Origin of the sequence: Dactylosporangium sp. McL0621 (genome assembly GCF_049995355.1) — a bacterium.
GTDB lineage: Bacteria > Actinomycetota > Actinomycetes > Mycobacteriales > Micromonosporaceae > Dactylosporangium.
The window spans coordinates 997,679-1,011,448 of sequence record NZ_CP188259.1 but is presented as its reverse complement, the minus strand read 5'-3'; the positions used below and the strand labels follow the sequence as shown (position 1 = coordinate 1,011,448).

The following is a 13,770-nucleotide window of genomic DNA, read 5'->3' as shown; positions in this document are numbered from 1 at the left end:
GTGGAGTGGTGGCGGACCGCGGTCATCTATCAGATCTACCCGCGCAGCTTCGCCGACTCCGACGGCGACGGGGTCGGCGACCTGCCGGGCATCACGGCCCGCCTGCCACACCTGGCCGACCTGGGCGTGGACGCCCTGTGGCTGTCGCCCTTCTACCGCTCCCCCATGGTCGACGGCGGCTACGACGTGTCCGACTACCGCGACGTCGACCCGGTCTTCGGCACCCTGGCCGACTTCGACGCCCTGCTCGCCGAGGCCCACCGCCTGGGCCTGCGGGTGATCGTCGACATCGTCCCGAACCACACCTCCTCGGCCCATCCGTGGTTCACCGAGGGCCGGCGGGACCGCTATGTGTTCCGCTCCACCGAGGAGCGGCCCAACGCCTGGCGGTCCCTGTTCGGCGGCCCGGCGTGGACCCAGGTGGCCGACGGCTCCTGGTACCTGCATTGCTTCGACCCCGCCCAACCCGACCTGAACTGGGACAATCCGGAGGTCCGGGCCGAGTTCGACGACATCCTGCGGTTCTGGCTGGACCGCGGCGTCGACGGCTTCCGCGTGGACGTCGCCCACGGCCTGGTGAAACCGGACCTCGCGGCGGTGTCGATCTTCGACCAGGACCGGGTGCACGACATCTACCGCGGCTGGCGCAAGATCCTGGACTCGTACCCGGGCGAGCGCATGGCCGTCGCCGAGGTCTTCGACACCGAGCCGGCCCGGGTCGCGCGGTACGTCGCCGCGGACGAGCTGCACCAGGCGTTCAACTTCGACTTCCTCGACGCCCCCTGGGACCCCACCGAGCTGCGGCGGATCATCGAGGCCTCGCTGGCCGCGGCGGCCGAGGTGGGCGCGCCCCCGACGTGGGTGCTGTCCAACCACGACCGGCGCCGCCCCGTCACCCGCTTCGGTGGCGGCGTGGTCGGCCTGCGCCGGGCCCGCGCCGCCGCGCTGCTCATGCTCGGGCTGCCCGGCTCGGCGTACCTCTACCAGGGCGAGGAGCTCGGCCTGCCCGAGGTGCTCGACCTGCCCGACGAGGCCCGCGCCGACCCGCAGTGGATCCGCTCGGCCGGCGCCGAGATCGGCCGCGACGGCTGCCGCGTGCCGCTGCCGTGGGAGGGCGACGAGCCGCCGTTCGGCTTCGGGCCGGGCGGGCGCTCCTGGCTGCCGATGCCGGCGGACTGGGTCGCGCGCACGGTCGCCGTCCAGCGCGCCGACCCCGACTCCGTCCTCAGCCTCTACCGCGAGGCCCTGCGCCGGCGCCGCCCGGCCGCGACGCTGGCCTGGCGCCCGGCGCCCGACGGCGTGCTGTGCTTCGAGACCGAGGGCTTCCTGGTCGCGGCCAACCTCGGGGGGCCGGCGTTCGGCCTGCCGCGGGCGCCGGTGCTGGCCAGCTCGCCGGTGGGCGGCACGCTGCCGCCCGACACGACGGTCTGGATGGAACGGGACTGACGGTTCGTCAGCTGCTCAGCTTGGCCGCGATCCGGGAGAAGCCGGCGCGGATCTCGTCGACCGACGGCGGCTCGTGCGTGTGGTCGTCGCCGTGTTCGTGGTCGTGGTCGTGGTACTCCTCGCCGTAGCCGGCGAGCTCCGCGTCCAGCGCGGCCGTCTCCAGGTCCTCGTTCTCGGCCGCCATCCGGGAGGCGGCGATGTCGCCCTGGATCTGGTCCACCGTCACGTGCGGCTGGAGCGGCTCGACGACCGCCATCAGGTCCTCGTCGGCCACCACGGCCTCCGCGAGCGCCAGCGCGTGCGCGCGCTCGTAGGGGCCGCACACGACCGGCTCCCACTCCTCCTCGTCGTTCATCGGGCCGAAGGTGATGATCCACGGCAGGGTCAGCGCCGGCGCGTCGGCCGGCAGGTCCAAAGTCACGAGTGCACCCACGGCGCCCATCATGACGGTTCCTGACGCTCCGCACCCGCCGAACCGCCGGACACCATGCCGGTCGATCCGGGCGGCGGCACGACGTTCGCGGCCACCTGCGCCGCGTGCTCGGCCTGCTCGGCCGCCTGCTCCACCAGCTCCGCCGCGCGCCGCGCCGCCTGGACGTCGGCCCGGGGCGCCCCGCCGGCCAGGTCGTGCACCTGGCCGTGCGGGCTCGTGGCGGACAGCGCCGCGGCGAAGAGCAGGAGCTGGTGCAGCAGGTACATGTACAGCAGCAGCCCGATCGTGCCGGCCACGAGCTGGTAGGCGGGATTGTGCTCGGTGCGGGTGATGTACCACTTCCCGAGCGTCTTGAGCAGCCCGAGCCCGATCGCGAAGAGCAGCGCCGACGGCCACAGCCGCCGCAGCGACATCCGCAGCCGGGGCACCCCGACGAGCAGGGCCGCGCCCAGCGACACGTCGACCACCCCGGAGAGCACGGTCGAGAAGCCGCGCAGGGCGACGCGCACCGGGTCCTGGTCGAAGTCGCCGGCCAGCCAGTAGATCAGCTCCTGGACGCCGGCGAAGATGCCGATCGAGATCAGCAGGAGCAGGCCGAGGCCGACCAGCACGGCGAGGTCGAGCAGCCAGCGGACCACCGGGTTGCCGGGATGCTCCTGCAGCTGCCACAGCGCGCGCTGCGACGAGCGCAGGTTCTCCACCCAGCCGACGCCCGCGATGACCAGGCCGACGAGGGCGATGATGCCGATCTGCTGGCTGCCCGCGAAGATCTGGTCGCCCTGCAGCTGGGGCAGGTTGGCCTGCAGGTAGATCTGCACGCGCTCGACGACCAGCCGGTTGTTGTCCAGCACCTGGCCCAGGATGAAGAACAGCACGACCACCATCGCGAAGACGGCGAAGAAGCCGTAGTACGCGGTCGCGGCGGCCAGGCGGACGGCGTCCACGTCGAAGTACCGCTGCTGGGCCCGCCAGACGTGGTCGAACACCCGCGAACGACCGCGGGCCGCCGCGATCATGCGGTCGAACCCGGCCTCGAGCCGGTCCAGGACGCTCACGCCGCCACCTCCGCAAGCTCCGGCGTCGGCGCGAAAAAACTGTGCCTATGGTTCACGGCCCCTCCGCTCCGCTCCGGACCGCTCACGTCTAATGGTCCGCCGTGAGGCCGTACTCCGCACAGGGACGCCACCGCCCGCCGTGGTCGTGCTCGAACAGCGTGAACCCGCGGACCGCGAACGAGGCCTCGTAGCCGGCCAGATCCGCGAACGCCGCGTCGAGCTGCTCGGGCGCGACGTCGTGGGCGATGGTGACGTGCGGGTGGTAGGGGAAGCGGGCGGCCGGGGAGATCGCGCCGGTCCCGAGCACCGCGGTGTGCAGCTGCTCGCACTCGCCGATACCGGCCGCGACCGCCACGAACACCACCTGGGTGATCGGGCGGAACGTGCCGGTGCCGCGCAGCTGCACGGTGAACTCCCGGTGCGCCCGGGCCACCTCGCCGAGGTGCCGGTGGATCTCCGGCAGTCGTGCGGCGTCGATCTCGGTCGGGCCGAGGAGGGTGACGTGAGCCGGCACGTGCTCCGCGACCCGGTCACCGGCGGCCAGGCGGGCGGCGGTGAGCTCGCCGCCCCACGGCTCCGGAATGTCGATCGCGACGCCGATGGTGGTCCTGTCCACCTCAGTGCGCGGCAGCGCCGGGAGCGAGGAAGCCGATGCGGTCGTACACCGTCTTCAGCGTCGGCTCCGCAACCGCCCGCGCCTTCTCCGCGCCGATCGCGAGCAGCTTGTCGAGCTGCCCCGGGTCGTCGAGGTAGGCGTTCGTGCGCTGCTGGATCGGCCTGACGAACTCGGCCACGACCTCGGCGAGGTCCTTCTTCAGGTCGCCGTAGCCCTTGCCGTCGTACGCCGCGACGAGCTCCTCGACCGTTCGGCCCGACAGCGCCGAGTAGATCGTGAGCAGGTTGGACACGCCCGGCTTGTTCACCTGGTCGAAGAGGATCTCGCGGCCGGTGTCGGTGACCGCCGAACGGATCTTCTTGGCCGCGCGGGCCGGGTCCTCCAGCAGCTCGATGAGGCCGTTGGCGGTCGACGACGACTTGGACATCTTCGCCGTCGGCTCCTGCAGATCCGTGATCTTGGCGGTGTCCTTGATGATGAACGGCGCCGGCACCGTGAACGTCTGGCCGAACGTGGTGTTGAACCGCTGCGCCAGGTCGCGGGTCAGCTCCAGGTGCTGGCGCTGGTCCTCGCCGACCGGGACGGCGTCGGCGTGGTACAGCAGGATGTCGGCCGCCTGCAGGATCGGGTAGGTGAACAGCCCGACGCTGGTCCGGTCGGCGCCCTGCTTGGCCGACTTGTCCTTGTACTGGGTCATCCGGCCGGCCTCGCCCATGCCGGTCAGGCAGTTCATCACCCAGCCGAGCTGCGCGTGCTCGGGCACGTGGCTCTGCACGAACAGGGTGCACCGCTCCGGGTCGAGCCCGAGGGCCAGCAGCTGGGCGACGCCGACCCGGGTGCGCTTGCGCAGCAGCGCCGGGTCGTGACCCATGGTGATCGCGTGCAGATCGACCACGCAGTAGAAGGTGTCGTGGGTCTCCTGCATCGCCACCCAGTTGCGCAGGGCACCGAGATAGTTGCCCAGATGGAACGAGTCGGCGGTGGGCTGAATCCCGGAGAGCACCCGGGGCCGGGCGGGAGACGACATGCCCGCCATTCTGTCAGGCGCAACCAGATGCTTCACACAGGCGTCTGTCTGGATAGCGTGCTTGGCGAGGGAGGTGGCGCGTGGGCGACGAGCTGGAGGCCCGTGAGGCCGTACGCGACGCGTACCAGGCGCACTACCGCCGCCTGGTGGCCGCCCTGTACGCCCTGACGGGTGACCACGCCGAGGCGCAGGACCTCGTCCAGGAGGCGTACGCCCGCGCGCTGGCCCGGCCCCGGCAGTTCCTCGACGTCGCCGACCCGGAGGCCTGGCTGCGCACCGTCGCGATGAACCTGGCCCGCACCCGCTGGCGGCGGCGCCGCCTGTTCGACACACTGGTGCGCAGCGGCCGGGTCGCCCGGCCCGTGGAGAGCGTGCCGGGCGTCGACCCCAACCGGGTCGCCCTGGTCGCCGCCCTGCAGCAGCTGTCGCAGGCCACGCGGGAGACGATCGTGCTGCACCACCTGGCCGACATGTCGGTCCACGAGGTCGCCGACGCCCTGGGCGTGCCGGTGGGCACGGTCAAGGCGCGGCTTTCCCGTGGCCGCGCCATGCTGGCCACCCTGCTCAGCGACGTCGAGGCCGGCGAGGCGGCCCCGCGCCGGCGCCCCGCCCCGCCGCACGTGCCGGACCCGGACCAGCCCCAGGAGGTGCGAGATGCGCCCTGAGCTGGACTTCCGCACCCTGCGCGCGCAGATCGAGGCGGCCACCTGGGTGCCGGACTTCGCCACGCTGTACCGCCGCGCCGGCCGCGTCCGCCTGCGGGACCGCCTAGCCGTGCTCGGCGCGCTGGTCGGCACCCTCGGGGTGCTCGCCCCGGTCGCGCTGGCCGGGGTCTTCGGCCGCCCGGGCCCGGTGGCGCTCGGCCCCAACCCAGACCTCGGGGAGGCCTGGAGCCCCGTGGCGTCGGAGACGCCGCCGGCGGCCGGCAAGTACCCGTCCACGATCACTGTGATGGCCGCGGCCGGCGATCTGCCCAGCCTGGTGGCCGCGGTCGACGTGTGCGTGGAGGTGCCCCAGGCCCGCCGCTGCAGCCTGCAGGTCACCACGCTCGGCGGGCCCGAGCGGCGCAACCCGTACGTCGTGGACGCGCTGCGCACCAGCCCGCTGGAGCGGATCTCCAACGTCCAGCTGCTGCGGATCGCCGCGACCAGCTACATCCTCAGCGGCGAGGTCGGCGGCGGGTCGCGGGCCAGCGTGCGCTTCGAGCTCACCACCGACATCCAGACCCAGCTCAACCCCCAGGACACCTCCCCGGTCATGGGCCCCGCCGACCGCCTCGCGCTCGGGCCGGGCGACCGGGCCGTCCAGCTGGTGCAGTACGGCGACCTGTTCGGCGTCCGCGAGAGCGACGGCGCGCTGAGCATCATCGGCCAGCCGCCCATGGCCCGGCGCACGGTCGCGGCCGGACTGCCCGCCAAGGCCGGCTGGTGGGTGACCGGCGCCGACCTGCACACCGGCGCGCCGGCCGTGGGCGTCAGCCTCGACCAGGGCGGCGGCTGGCTCGCCCGCACCCTCGACGCGCCGGCCGGCAGCGACGTGCCGACGGTGGCCTCGGCGGACAGCCACAGCGCGTGGGCCTTCGTGCCGTACAGCCACGCGATCCGGCTTTTCCGCACCAGCGACGGCGGCCTGAACTGGCGCGAGGTCCGCGGCGCGGTCGAGCTGCCGGCGCAGCTCAAGACGCTGGACAACCGCACGCTGGGCGCCCTGGTGCGCGCGGACCGTTCGGTGCTGTTGTGGGTGCACTCCGACAGCGAGACGGTCTTCTTCGAGAGCAACGACGGCGAGCACTTCACGGTCGTCCCCGGGCCGGGCGGGGCGATCTCCGTCGTCGACAACGGCTACGCGGCGCTGGGCGACCCGGCGCGGGTCTCGCGCGACGCGAAGGCCTGGCAGGAGGCGGCCGTGACCGGCACCATGCAGCCGAGCTGAAAATCGCGGGAACCCGCGGGGCCCCCGGAGGATCGTGGTCAGCGTGGGCGACGTCGGCGAGGTGTACCACGCCTGCTACCGCAGGCTGGTGGTGCAGCTCTACGCGTTCACGACCGACCTCAACGAGGCCCACGACGCGGTACAGGAGGCGTTCGCGCGGGCCGTCGCCCGCCCGCGCGGCTTCGCCGGCATCGACAACCCCGAGGCCTGGCTGCGCACGGTGGCGCTCAATGTGGTGCGCCGCCGCTGGCGCCGCCGCCGGGTGCTCGACCTGCTGATGCTGCGGGAGCGGCCGCTGCAGGAGCACCCCGCGCAGCCCGACCTCGACACCCGCACCGACCTGACCGAGGCCCTCGACGCCATCCCCCGCGGCTACCGGGAGGTCATCGTGCTGCACTACTACGCCGACCTCAGCGTGGACGAGATCGCCGCCGCGCTGCACGTCCCGGCCGGCACCGTCAAGTCGCGCCTGTCCCGCGGCCGCGCCGCGCTGGCCGGGCGCCTGCGCGGATACGAGGTGGCCCGTGCCTGACCAGCTGGGGCCCCGGCTGCGGGCCGAACGCGACCGGCTCGACATCGAGCAGCCGCCGATGGAGGTCATCGCGGTCCGGGCCGCCGCCCTGCGCCGCCGCCGGCTCGCCGCCCGGACCGGCGCCGGCGCGCTCGCCGTCCTGGCCGCCGTGGCCGCGACGATCGCCGGGCTCGACCGCCGGGAGGGCCCGGCGCCGATCGTGGCCGCCTCGGACACGGCCGACCCGGCGGGCACCTGGAGCGCCGCCGGCATCGCCATCTCGGGCCTGCCGCACCTGCCCACCGACCTGCCGGGCACGGTCCGCGACGCCGAGTTCCTCGACGCCGACCGCGGCTTCCTGCTGACCTCCGACTGCTGCCAGGCGTGGGTCAGCAGCACCACGGACGGGGGCCGGTCGTGGCACACCGTCCGCTCGCCCGTCGCCGACCGGCCCCAGCTGGTACTGGTCCCGGGCGGAGTCGTCGTGCTCGGCGCCGGCCCCGGTCACCCGTGGGCGGCCAGCGCCGACGGCGAGCAGTGGAACACCGGCAACGGGCCGCCCGGCCCGGCGGCGCCGCTGACCGGCAACTCGCGGCTGCTCGCGCTGGCCGACGACGCGTGCGGCGCCCCGACGGGCGCGATCACCAAGACGGATCTGGCCCCGGTACCGCAGCAGCCGCCCCTGACCGTGTGCTGGCGCTCCCCCGTCCGCGCCGGCGACGGGTCGTGGTGGGTCGGCGGGCGCACCGGGGACGGGCGGCCGGCCGTGGCGGTCTCCCGCGACGGCGGCGCGAGCTGGGCGCTGACCGCGTTCCCGGGCTTCCCGGCGAAGTCCTCGGCCCGGGCGGCGCTGCTCGGCCGGGCCGTCTACGTCACGATCGTCGCGCCCCAGGAGGCCGCCGCGACCCCGGAGCGGCTGCTCGCCGTCGCCGTCTCGGTGGACGGCGGGGCGACGTTCGACGCGCCCCATCCGACCGCGGGCCAGGCCACCATCGGCGGCGACCTGGTCCCGTTGCTGGACGGCCGCCTGCTCATCGTCGACGGCTACGGCCACTGGCTGGTCTCGGAGGACGGGGGTGCGTCGTGGGTACGCCTGGAAGGCCTGCACCGCACCATGCGGCTGGCCCGCACCGAGGCCGGGTACGTCGCCTACCAGATGGCGGACATCTACACCGCGTTCTCGGTCGACGGCACCGCCTGGCAGAAGCTCGACGCGCAGTAGCTACCGGTTCATGAACGCCCAGGCGTCGGCCACCATCGTCGCCAGGTCGGCGTAGTGCGGCGTCCAGGCCAGGTCGTGCTTGGCCTTGTCCGATGACGCGACCAGCTGGGCCGGGTCGCCGGGGCGGCGCGGGGCCATCTCCACCGGGATCGGGTGCCCGGTCACGGCGCGCACGACCTCCACGACCTGCCGGTTGGAGAAGCCGGTGCCGTTGCCCAGGTTGAAGATCCGGTGCCCCGCCCCGTCCATGGTGCCCAGCGCGAGCAGGTGGGCCGCGCCCAGGTCGGCGACGTGGATGTAGTCGCGGATGTTTGTGCCGTCGGGGGTGTCGTAGTCGTCGCCGAAGATCTGCAGCTTCTCCCGCTTGCCCGCCGCGACCTGCAGCGCGATCGGGATCAGGTGGGTCTCCGGGTCGTGGCGCTCGCCGATCATGCTCCCGTCGGGGCGGCGCAGGGCGCCGGCGACGTTGAAGTACCGCAGGCTGACCGCGGAGAAGCCGTGCGCGACGGCGAACCCGGTCAGCGCATGGTCGGCGGCGAGCTTGGAGGTCGCGTACGGGTTCGGCGGGCGCACCGCCGCCGTCTCCGGGATCGGCACGGTGTCGGGGTCGCCGTAGACGTTCGCGGTGGAGGAGAACACCAGCCGCCGTACCCCCGCCGCCTTCATCGCGTCGAGCAGCCGCAGCGTGCCGACGGCGTTGTTCTCCCAGTACTTCTCCGGCTTCTGCACGCTCTCCCCGGCGGCGATGAAGGCCGCGAAGTGCAGGACCCCGTCGAAGTCGGGCGTCAGCAGGTCACCGACCGCGTCGTGCACCCGGCCGCGCACGAAGGTCGCGCCCGCCGGTACCGCCGCCTCGTGGCCGGTGGAGAGGTCGTCGAGCACCACCACCTCATGCCCGGCGTCGAGCAGCAGCGCGGTCACGATGCTGCCGATGTACCCGGCACCACCGGTGACGAGTAGCTTCACTACAACCTCCCAAAATTCGACAGATTAATCAAAGGATTCAAACAAAAGTACACGCCGCTACACTTTTGTCCATGCCGGAGCCTGGCCCCGGAACCCTGCGGCAGGCTGCGGCCGCCCTGCTGATCCGCTGGGCGCGGCGGCTTCACGCTACTCCCGACACCGCCCGCATCTCCGAGGCCCAGCTGCGGACCCTCATCACGGTGAACTCCGGCACCGGGCACGTGCGCGAGGTGATGGTGCCGCGCACCGAGGTGGTGTTCCTGGACGCGGCGCTGACCGTCGCCGACGCCGTGCTGGCCGTGCGCGGGGCCCGCCACTCCCGCTTCCCGGTGATCGACGGCGACCCGGACGACGTGCTCGGCTTCGTGCACCTGCGCGACCTGCTCCTGACGCCCGCGGTCGACCCGGCGGTGACGCTGCGCGGCCTGACCCGCGAGGTGAAGCGGCTGCCGGCGAGCAAGCGGGTGCTGGCCGCGCTGGCCGAGATGCGCGGCGAGGGCCACCACCTCGCCGTCGTCGTGGACGAGTACGGCGGCACGGCCGGGATCGTCACGCTCGAGGACCTGATCGAGGAGCTCGTCGGGGAGATCCACGACGAGTACGACGCCCCGCCGGCCCCGGCCCGGGTGGACGAGGTGGACGGGCGGCTCAACCTGGCCGACCTCGCCGAGCGGGTCGGGCTGCGGCTGCCCGCCGGGCCCTACGAGACCGTGGCCGGCTTCCTCATGGCCCGGCTGGGCCGGGTGCCCCGGGTCGGCGACCACGTGCGCCACGACGGCTGGCACCTCCAGGTGAGCACCGTGGAGGGCCGCCGCGTCGCCCGGATCTCGGTCAGCCGGCCTCGATGATCATGCCGGCGCCGACCGTCCGGTTGGTCGTCTCGTCGATGATGATGAACCCGCCGGTGGTGCGGTTGCGGCGGTACTCGTCGGCCAGCAGCGGCACCGTCGTGCGCAGCCGGACCCGGCCGATCTCGTTCAGCGCGAGCTGGGTGGCCGACTCGTCGCGGTGCAGCGTGTTGACGTCGAGGCGGTACTGCAGGCCCCGGACCACGGTGCGGGCCGAGCGGGTCGTGTGCTTGATCGCGTACTTCCCGCCGACCGTCAGCGGCCGGGTCTCGTCCATCCAGCAGACCATCGCCTCGATGTCCTGGGCGACCTGCGGGGCGTTGTTCGGCCGGCAGATGAGGTCGCCGCGGGCGATGTCGATCTCGTCGGCGAGGCGGATCGTGACCGACATCGGGGGGTACGCCTCGGCGAGCTCCCCGTCGGCGGTCTCGATGTGCGTGATCTTCGTGGTGAAGCCGGACGGCAGCACCATGACCTCGTCGCCGGGCTTCATCACGCCGGAGGCGATCTGGCCGGCGTACCCGCGGTAGTCCGACACGGTGGTGGACTGCGGGCGGATCACGTACTGCACCGGGAACCGCACGTCGACGAGGTTGCGGTCGGAGGCGATGTGCACGTGCTCGAGGTGGTGCAGCAGCGACGGGCCCTCGTACCACGGCATCTTGTCGCTGCGGGAGACCAGGTTGTCGCCGTGCAGGGCCGAGATCGGGATCACCGTCAGGTCGGGGGCCTCGAGCTTCGCCGCGAACGAGGTGAACTCGTCGGCGATGCGGTCGTAGACCTCCTGCGAGTAGTCCACCAGGTCCATCTTGTTCACGCACAGCACCAGGTGCGGCACCCGCAGCAGCGAGCACAGGAACGCGTGGCGGCGGGACTGCTCCACCAGGCCCTTGCGGGCGTCGACCAGGATCAGGGCCAGATCGGCGGTCGACGCGCCGGTGACCATGTTCCGGGTGTACTGGATGTGCCCGGGCGTGTCCGCGATGATGAACTTGCGCCGGGGAGTCGCGAAGTACCGGTACGCCACGTCGATCGTGATGCCCTGCTCCCGCTCGGCCCGCAGGCCGTCGGTGAGCAGCGCCAGGTTGGTGTACTCGTCCCCGCGCGAGCGCGAGGTCGCCTCGACCGCCTCCAGCTGGTCCTCGAAGATCGCCTTCGAGTCGTACAGCAGCCGCCCGATCAGCGTCGACTTGCCGTCGTCGACCGAACCCGCGGTCGCGAACCGCAGGAGGTCCATCTGGCGCTCCAGCACCGCGGTCATTTAGAAGTACCCTTCCCGCTTGCGATCTTCCATCGCGGCCTCGCTCACCTTGTCGTCCCCGCGGGTCGCCCCGCGCTCGGTGATCCGCGTCGCCGCCACCTCGTCGATGACCTTGTCGATCGTGTCCGCGTCGCTGCGGACGGCGGCGGTGCAGGAGGCGTCGCCGACCGTGCGGTAGCGGACCCGCTCCACGAACGGCGTCTCCCCGGCCTTCAGCGGCAGGAACTCGTTTATCGCGTACAGCATCCCGCCGCGGTCGACGACCTCGCGGTCGTGCGCGTAGTAGATGCTGGGCAGGTCGATGCCCTCGCGGGCGATGTAGTGCCAGACGTCCAGCTCGGTCCAGTTGGACAGCGGGAACACCCGGATCGACTCCCCCGGCGCGATCCGGGCGTTGTAGAGCGCCCACAGCTCCGGCCGCTGGTTGCGCGGGTCCCACTGCCCGAAGTCGTCGCGGAAGCTGAACACCCGTTCCTTCGCCCGCGCCTTCTCCTCGTCCCGGCGCGCCCCGCCGAAGAGGGAGTCGAAGCGGTACTTCTCCACCGCGTCGAGCAGCACCGGCGTCTGGATCCGGTTCCGCATCCCGTCGGCCGACTCTCGGACCATGCCCGCGTCGATCGCCTCCTGCACGCTGGCCACGATCAACTGCACGTTGAGTTCCGCGACCCGGCGGTCGCGGTACTTCAGCACCTCGGCGAAGTTGTGACCGGTGTCCACGTGCATGACGGGGAACGGGATGCGGGCGGGCGCGAACGCCTTCTCGGCGAGGCGCAGCATCACGATAGAGTCCTTGCCGCCGGAGAACAGCAGCACCGGCCGCTCGAACTCGGCGACCACCTCGCGCATGACGAACAGGCTCTCCGCCTCGAGAGCATCCAGGTGTGAGACCCGGTAGGGCGGCCGGCTCATGAGTTGCGGGAACCTCTCAGCTGTTGATTGCGGCCAGCAGTGACGGCGCCAGTGCCTTCCGACACACCACCAGGTCAGGCAGGCGGGGGTCGGGCTGGTTGTATTCCAACGTAGTCCCGTCGATACGGGAAGCGTGCAGGCCCGTGGCGAGAGCCACAGCGACCGGGGCGGCGGAGTCCCACTCGTACTGCCCACCGGCGTGGACGTAGGCGTCGACGGCCCCGTCGATGACCGCGGCGATCTTGGCGCCGGCCGAGCCCATCGGCACCAGCTCGATTGGAAGTTTCCCGGCGAGGGTCTCCAGCAGGGCCGGCGGGCGGGTGCGGCTCGCGGCCATCCGGATCGGCTCGCCCTGCACGCCGGGCATCGGCGGGAACGGCGGCGGGGCGTCGGTGCCGAGCACGCAGTGCTGGGCGGGCAGGGCCACGGCGCCGGCGGTCAGGCGGCCGCGGACCGCCCCGGTCCCGGACAACGAGGCCGGTGTCGCCCGGCAGTAGAGGGCCACGTGCACGGCCCAGTCGGCCCGCCCCTCCTCGCCGAACTCGCGGGTGCCGTCCAGCGGGTCGACGATCCAGACCCGCTCGGCCTGCAGCCGGGCCGCGCTGTCGGCGCCCTCCTCGGACAGGATCGCGTCCGCCGGGCGCCAGCGTGTGAGCTGCTCCACCAGCAGCTCGTGCGAGAGACGGTCGCCCGCCTTGCGCAGCGCGGCGGGGTCGGCGTACCCCATCTCCTCGCGCAGCTTCAGCAGCATGTCCCCGGCCCGCTGGGCCAGCCAGCGCGCGAAGCCCCCGTCGGTGGCGGGTGGTAGATCGGTCATCAGTAAGCTCCAGCCCCTCGGGTCACCGCACTCAGCGTCCGCAGCATGATGACCAGGTCGAGCGAGAGCGACCAGTTCTCCATGTACTGCAGGTCGAGGCGGACCGCTTCGTCCCACGATAGGTCCGACCGGCCGGACACCTGCCACAGGCCGGTCATCCCGGGCCGCACGGCCAGCCGGCGCCGGGCGTCGTCCGGATACACGGCGACCTCCTCCGGCAGCGGCGGGCGCGGCCCGACCAGCGACACGCTGCCGCCGATCACGTTGAGCAGCTGCGGCAGCTCGTCGAGCGAAAACTTTCGCAGAAGTCGCCCGACGCGGGTGACCCGCGGGTCGTTGCGCAGTTTGAACAGCGCGCCGTCGACTTCGTTGAGGTGCCGCAGCTCCGCCAGGCGGGCCTCGGCATCGATGTGCATCGTTCGGAGCTTGAAGATCACGAACTCGTGACCGTCCTTGCCCACTCTTACCTGACGGAACAGTACCGGTCCGGCGGAGTCCATGCGAACCGCCAGCGCCAGAATCGCCAGAAGGGGGCTGGCCAGCACCATCAGCAGCGCCGCGCCGGCCCGGTCGACGAACGCCTTGACCAGTCGGCGGGCCCCGTTCAGGGTCGGGTGTTCGACGTGCAGCATCGGCAGACCGTCCACCGGGCGGATGGTCGTCCGGCTGCCGGCCACGTCGATGAGCGTGCTGGCCACGATGAGGTCGATGTCGTCGCGCTCCAGGT

At 72.6% G+C, this 13,770-nt stretch carries 15 protein-coding genes; 6 read left to right on the top strand and 9 right to left on the bottom strand.

Going from position 1 to position 13,770, the window contains the following annotated elements; translation table 11 throughout:
• Nucleotides 1–1,446 (top strand): glycoside hydrolase family 13 protein, encoded by a 1,446-nt coding sequence (locus tag ACPPVO_RS04730; protein WP_426510052.1) that lies wholly within the window; start codon nt 1–3, stop codon nt 1,444–1,446.
• A 7-nt stretch (nt 1,447–1,453) separates the two neighbouring features.
• Here the strand turns inward: ACPPVO_RS04730 and ACPPVO_RS04725 are convergent, their stop codons facing one another.
• The 4 genes from ACPPVO_RS04725 to trpS form a co-directional block, all read right to left on the bottom strand.
• Nucleotides 1,454–1,879 carry a hypothetical protein gene (locus ACPPVO_RS04725; RefSeq protein WP_426510051.1) on the bottom strand — a complete coding sequence of 142 codons (426 nt, stop codon included), beginning with the start codon at nt 1,877–1,879 and terminating at the stop codon, nt 1,454–1,456.
• Nucleotides 1,880–1,887: 8 nt separating this feature from the next.
• Nucleotides 1,888–2,934, bottom strand: a complete 1,047-nt coding sequence (locus tag ACPPVO_RS04720) for a YihY/virulence factor BrkB family protein (RefSeq protein ID WP_426510050.1) — start codon at nt 2,932–2,934, stop codon at nt 1,888–1,890.
• A gap of 88 nt (nt 2,935–3,022) precedes the next feature.
• Nucleotides 3,023–3,550 (bottom strand): 2'-5' RNA ligase family protein, encoded by a 528-nt coding sequence (locus ACPPVO_RS04715; RefSeq protein ID WP_426510049.1) that lies wholly within the window; start codon nt 3,548–3,550, stop codon nt 3,023–3,025.
• Between the two features lies 1 nt (nt 3,551).
• The gene (gene trpS, locus ACPPVO_RS04710) at nt 3,552–4,586 is read right to left on the bottom strand and encodes a tryptophan--tRNA ligase (RefSeq protein WP_426514538.1); all 1,035 of its coding nucleotides are present in this window, start codon (nt 4,584–4,586) and stop codon (nt 3,552–3,554) included.
• 71 nt (nt 4,587–4,657) lie between these two features.
• On the opposite strand from trpS, the gene ACPPVO_RS04705 reads away from it, so the two are divergent.
• From ACPPVO_RS04705 to ACPPVO_RS04690, 4 genes are read left to right on the top strand one after another with little or no spacing between them, the layout of a single operon-like run.
• Entirely contained in the window at nt 4,658–5,242 is a 585-nt protein-coding gene (locus tag ACPPVO_RS04705) for an RNA polymerase sigma factor (RefSeq protein WP_426510048.1), read from the top strand.
• On the top strand, nt 5,232–6,509 hold the full coding sequence (locus ACPPVO_RS04700) for a hypothetical protein (RefSeq protein WP_426510047.1): 1,278 nt from the start codon (nt 5,232–5,234) through the stop codon (nt 6,507–6,509). Before ACPPVO_RS04705 ends, ACPPVO_RS04700 begins: the two co-directional genes overlap by 11 nt.
• Nucleotides 6,510–6,552: 43 nt before the next feature.
• Nucleotides 6,553–7,041, top strand: a complete 489-nt coding sequence (locus tag ACPPVO_RS04695; protein WP_426510046.1) for an RNA polymerase sigma factor — start codon at nt 6,553–6,555, stop codon at nt 7,039–7,041.
• Nucleotides 7,034–8,242, top strand: coding sequence for a hypothetical protein (locus ACPPVO_RS04690; RefSeq protein WP_426510045.1), 1,209 nt, complete (start codon nt 7,034–7,036; stop codon nt 8,240–8,242). The genes ACPPVO_RS04695 and ACPPVO_RS04690 overlap by 8 nt, the downstream gene beginning before the upstream one ends.
• Here ACPPVO_RS04690 and galE read toward each other — a convergent pair whose 3' ends face one another.
• Nucleotides 8,243–9,208 carry a UDP-glucose 4-epimerase GalE gene (gene galE, locus ACPPVO_RS04685; protein WP_426510044.1) on the bottom strand — a complete coding sequence of 322 codons (966 nt, stop codon included), beginning with the start codon at nt 9,206–9,208 and terminating at the stop codon, nt 8,243–8,245.
• Nucleotides 9,209–9,279: 71 nt separating this feature from the next.
• Between galE and ACPPVO_RS04680 the strand changes: the two genes are divergently transcribed.
• Entirely contained in the window at nt 9,280–10,056 is a 777-nt protein-coding gene (locus ACPPVO_RS04680; protein ID WP_426510043.1) for a hemolysin family protein, read from the top strand.
• Here the strand turns inward: ACPPVO_RS04680 and cysN are convergent.
• From cysN to ACPPVO_RS04660, 4 genes are read right to left on the bottom strand one after another with little or no spacing between them, the layout of a single operon-like run.
• Nucleotides 10,040–11,317: a sulfate adenylyltransferase subunit CysN gene (gene cysN / locus ACPPVO_RS04675; RefSeq protein ID WP_426510042.1), complete on the bottom strand. Its 1,278-nt coding sequence runs from the start codon at nt 11,315–11,317 to the stop codon at nt 10,040–10,042. The genes ACPPVO_RS04680 and cysN overlap by 17 nt on opposite strands.
• On the bottom strand, nt 11,318–12,226 hold the full coding sequence (gene cysD / locus ACPPVO_RS04670) for a sulfate adenylyltransferase subunit CysD (protein WP_360395098.1): 909 nt from the start codon (nt 12,224–12,226) through the stop codon (nt 11,318–11,320). It abuts the gene before it with no gap.
• 16 nt (nt 12,227–12,242) lie between these two features.
• Nucleotides 12,243–13,043, bottom strand: a complete 801-nt coding sequence (locus ACPPVO_RS04665) for a 3'(2'),5'-bisphosphate nucleotidase CysQ (RefSeq protein WP_426510041.1) — start codon at nt 13,041–13,043, stop codon at nt 12,243–12,245.
• Complete coding sequence (locus tag ACPPVO_RS04660; RefSeq protein ID WP_426514537.1) at nt 13,043–13,768, bottom strand: sugar transferase; 726 nt, start codon at nt 13,766–13,768, stop codon at nt 13,043–13,045. The genes ACPPVO_RS04665 and ACPPVO_RS04660 overlap by 1 nt, the downstream gene beginning before the upstream one ends.
• Between the last annotated feature and the right edge of the window lie 2 nt (nt 13,769–13,770).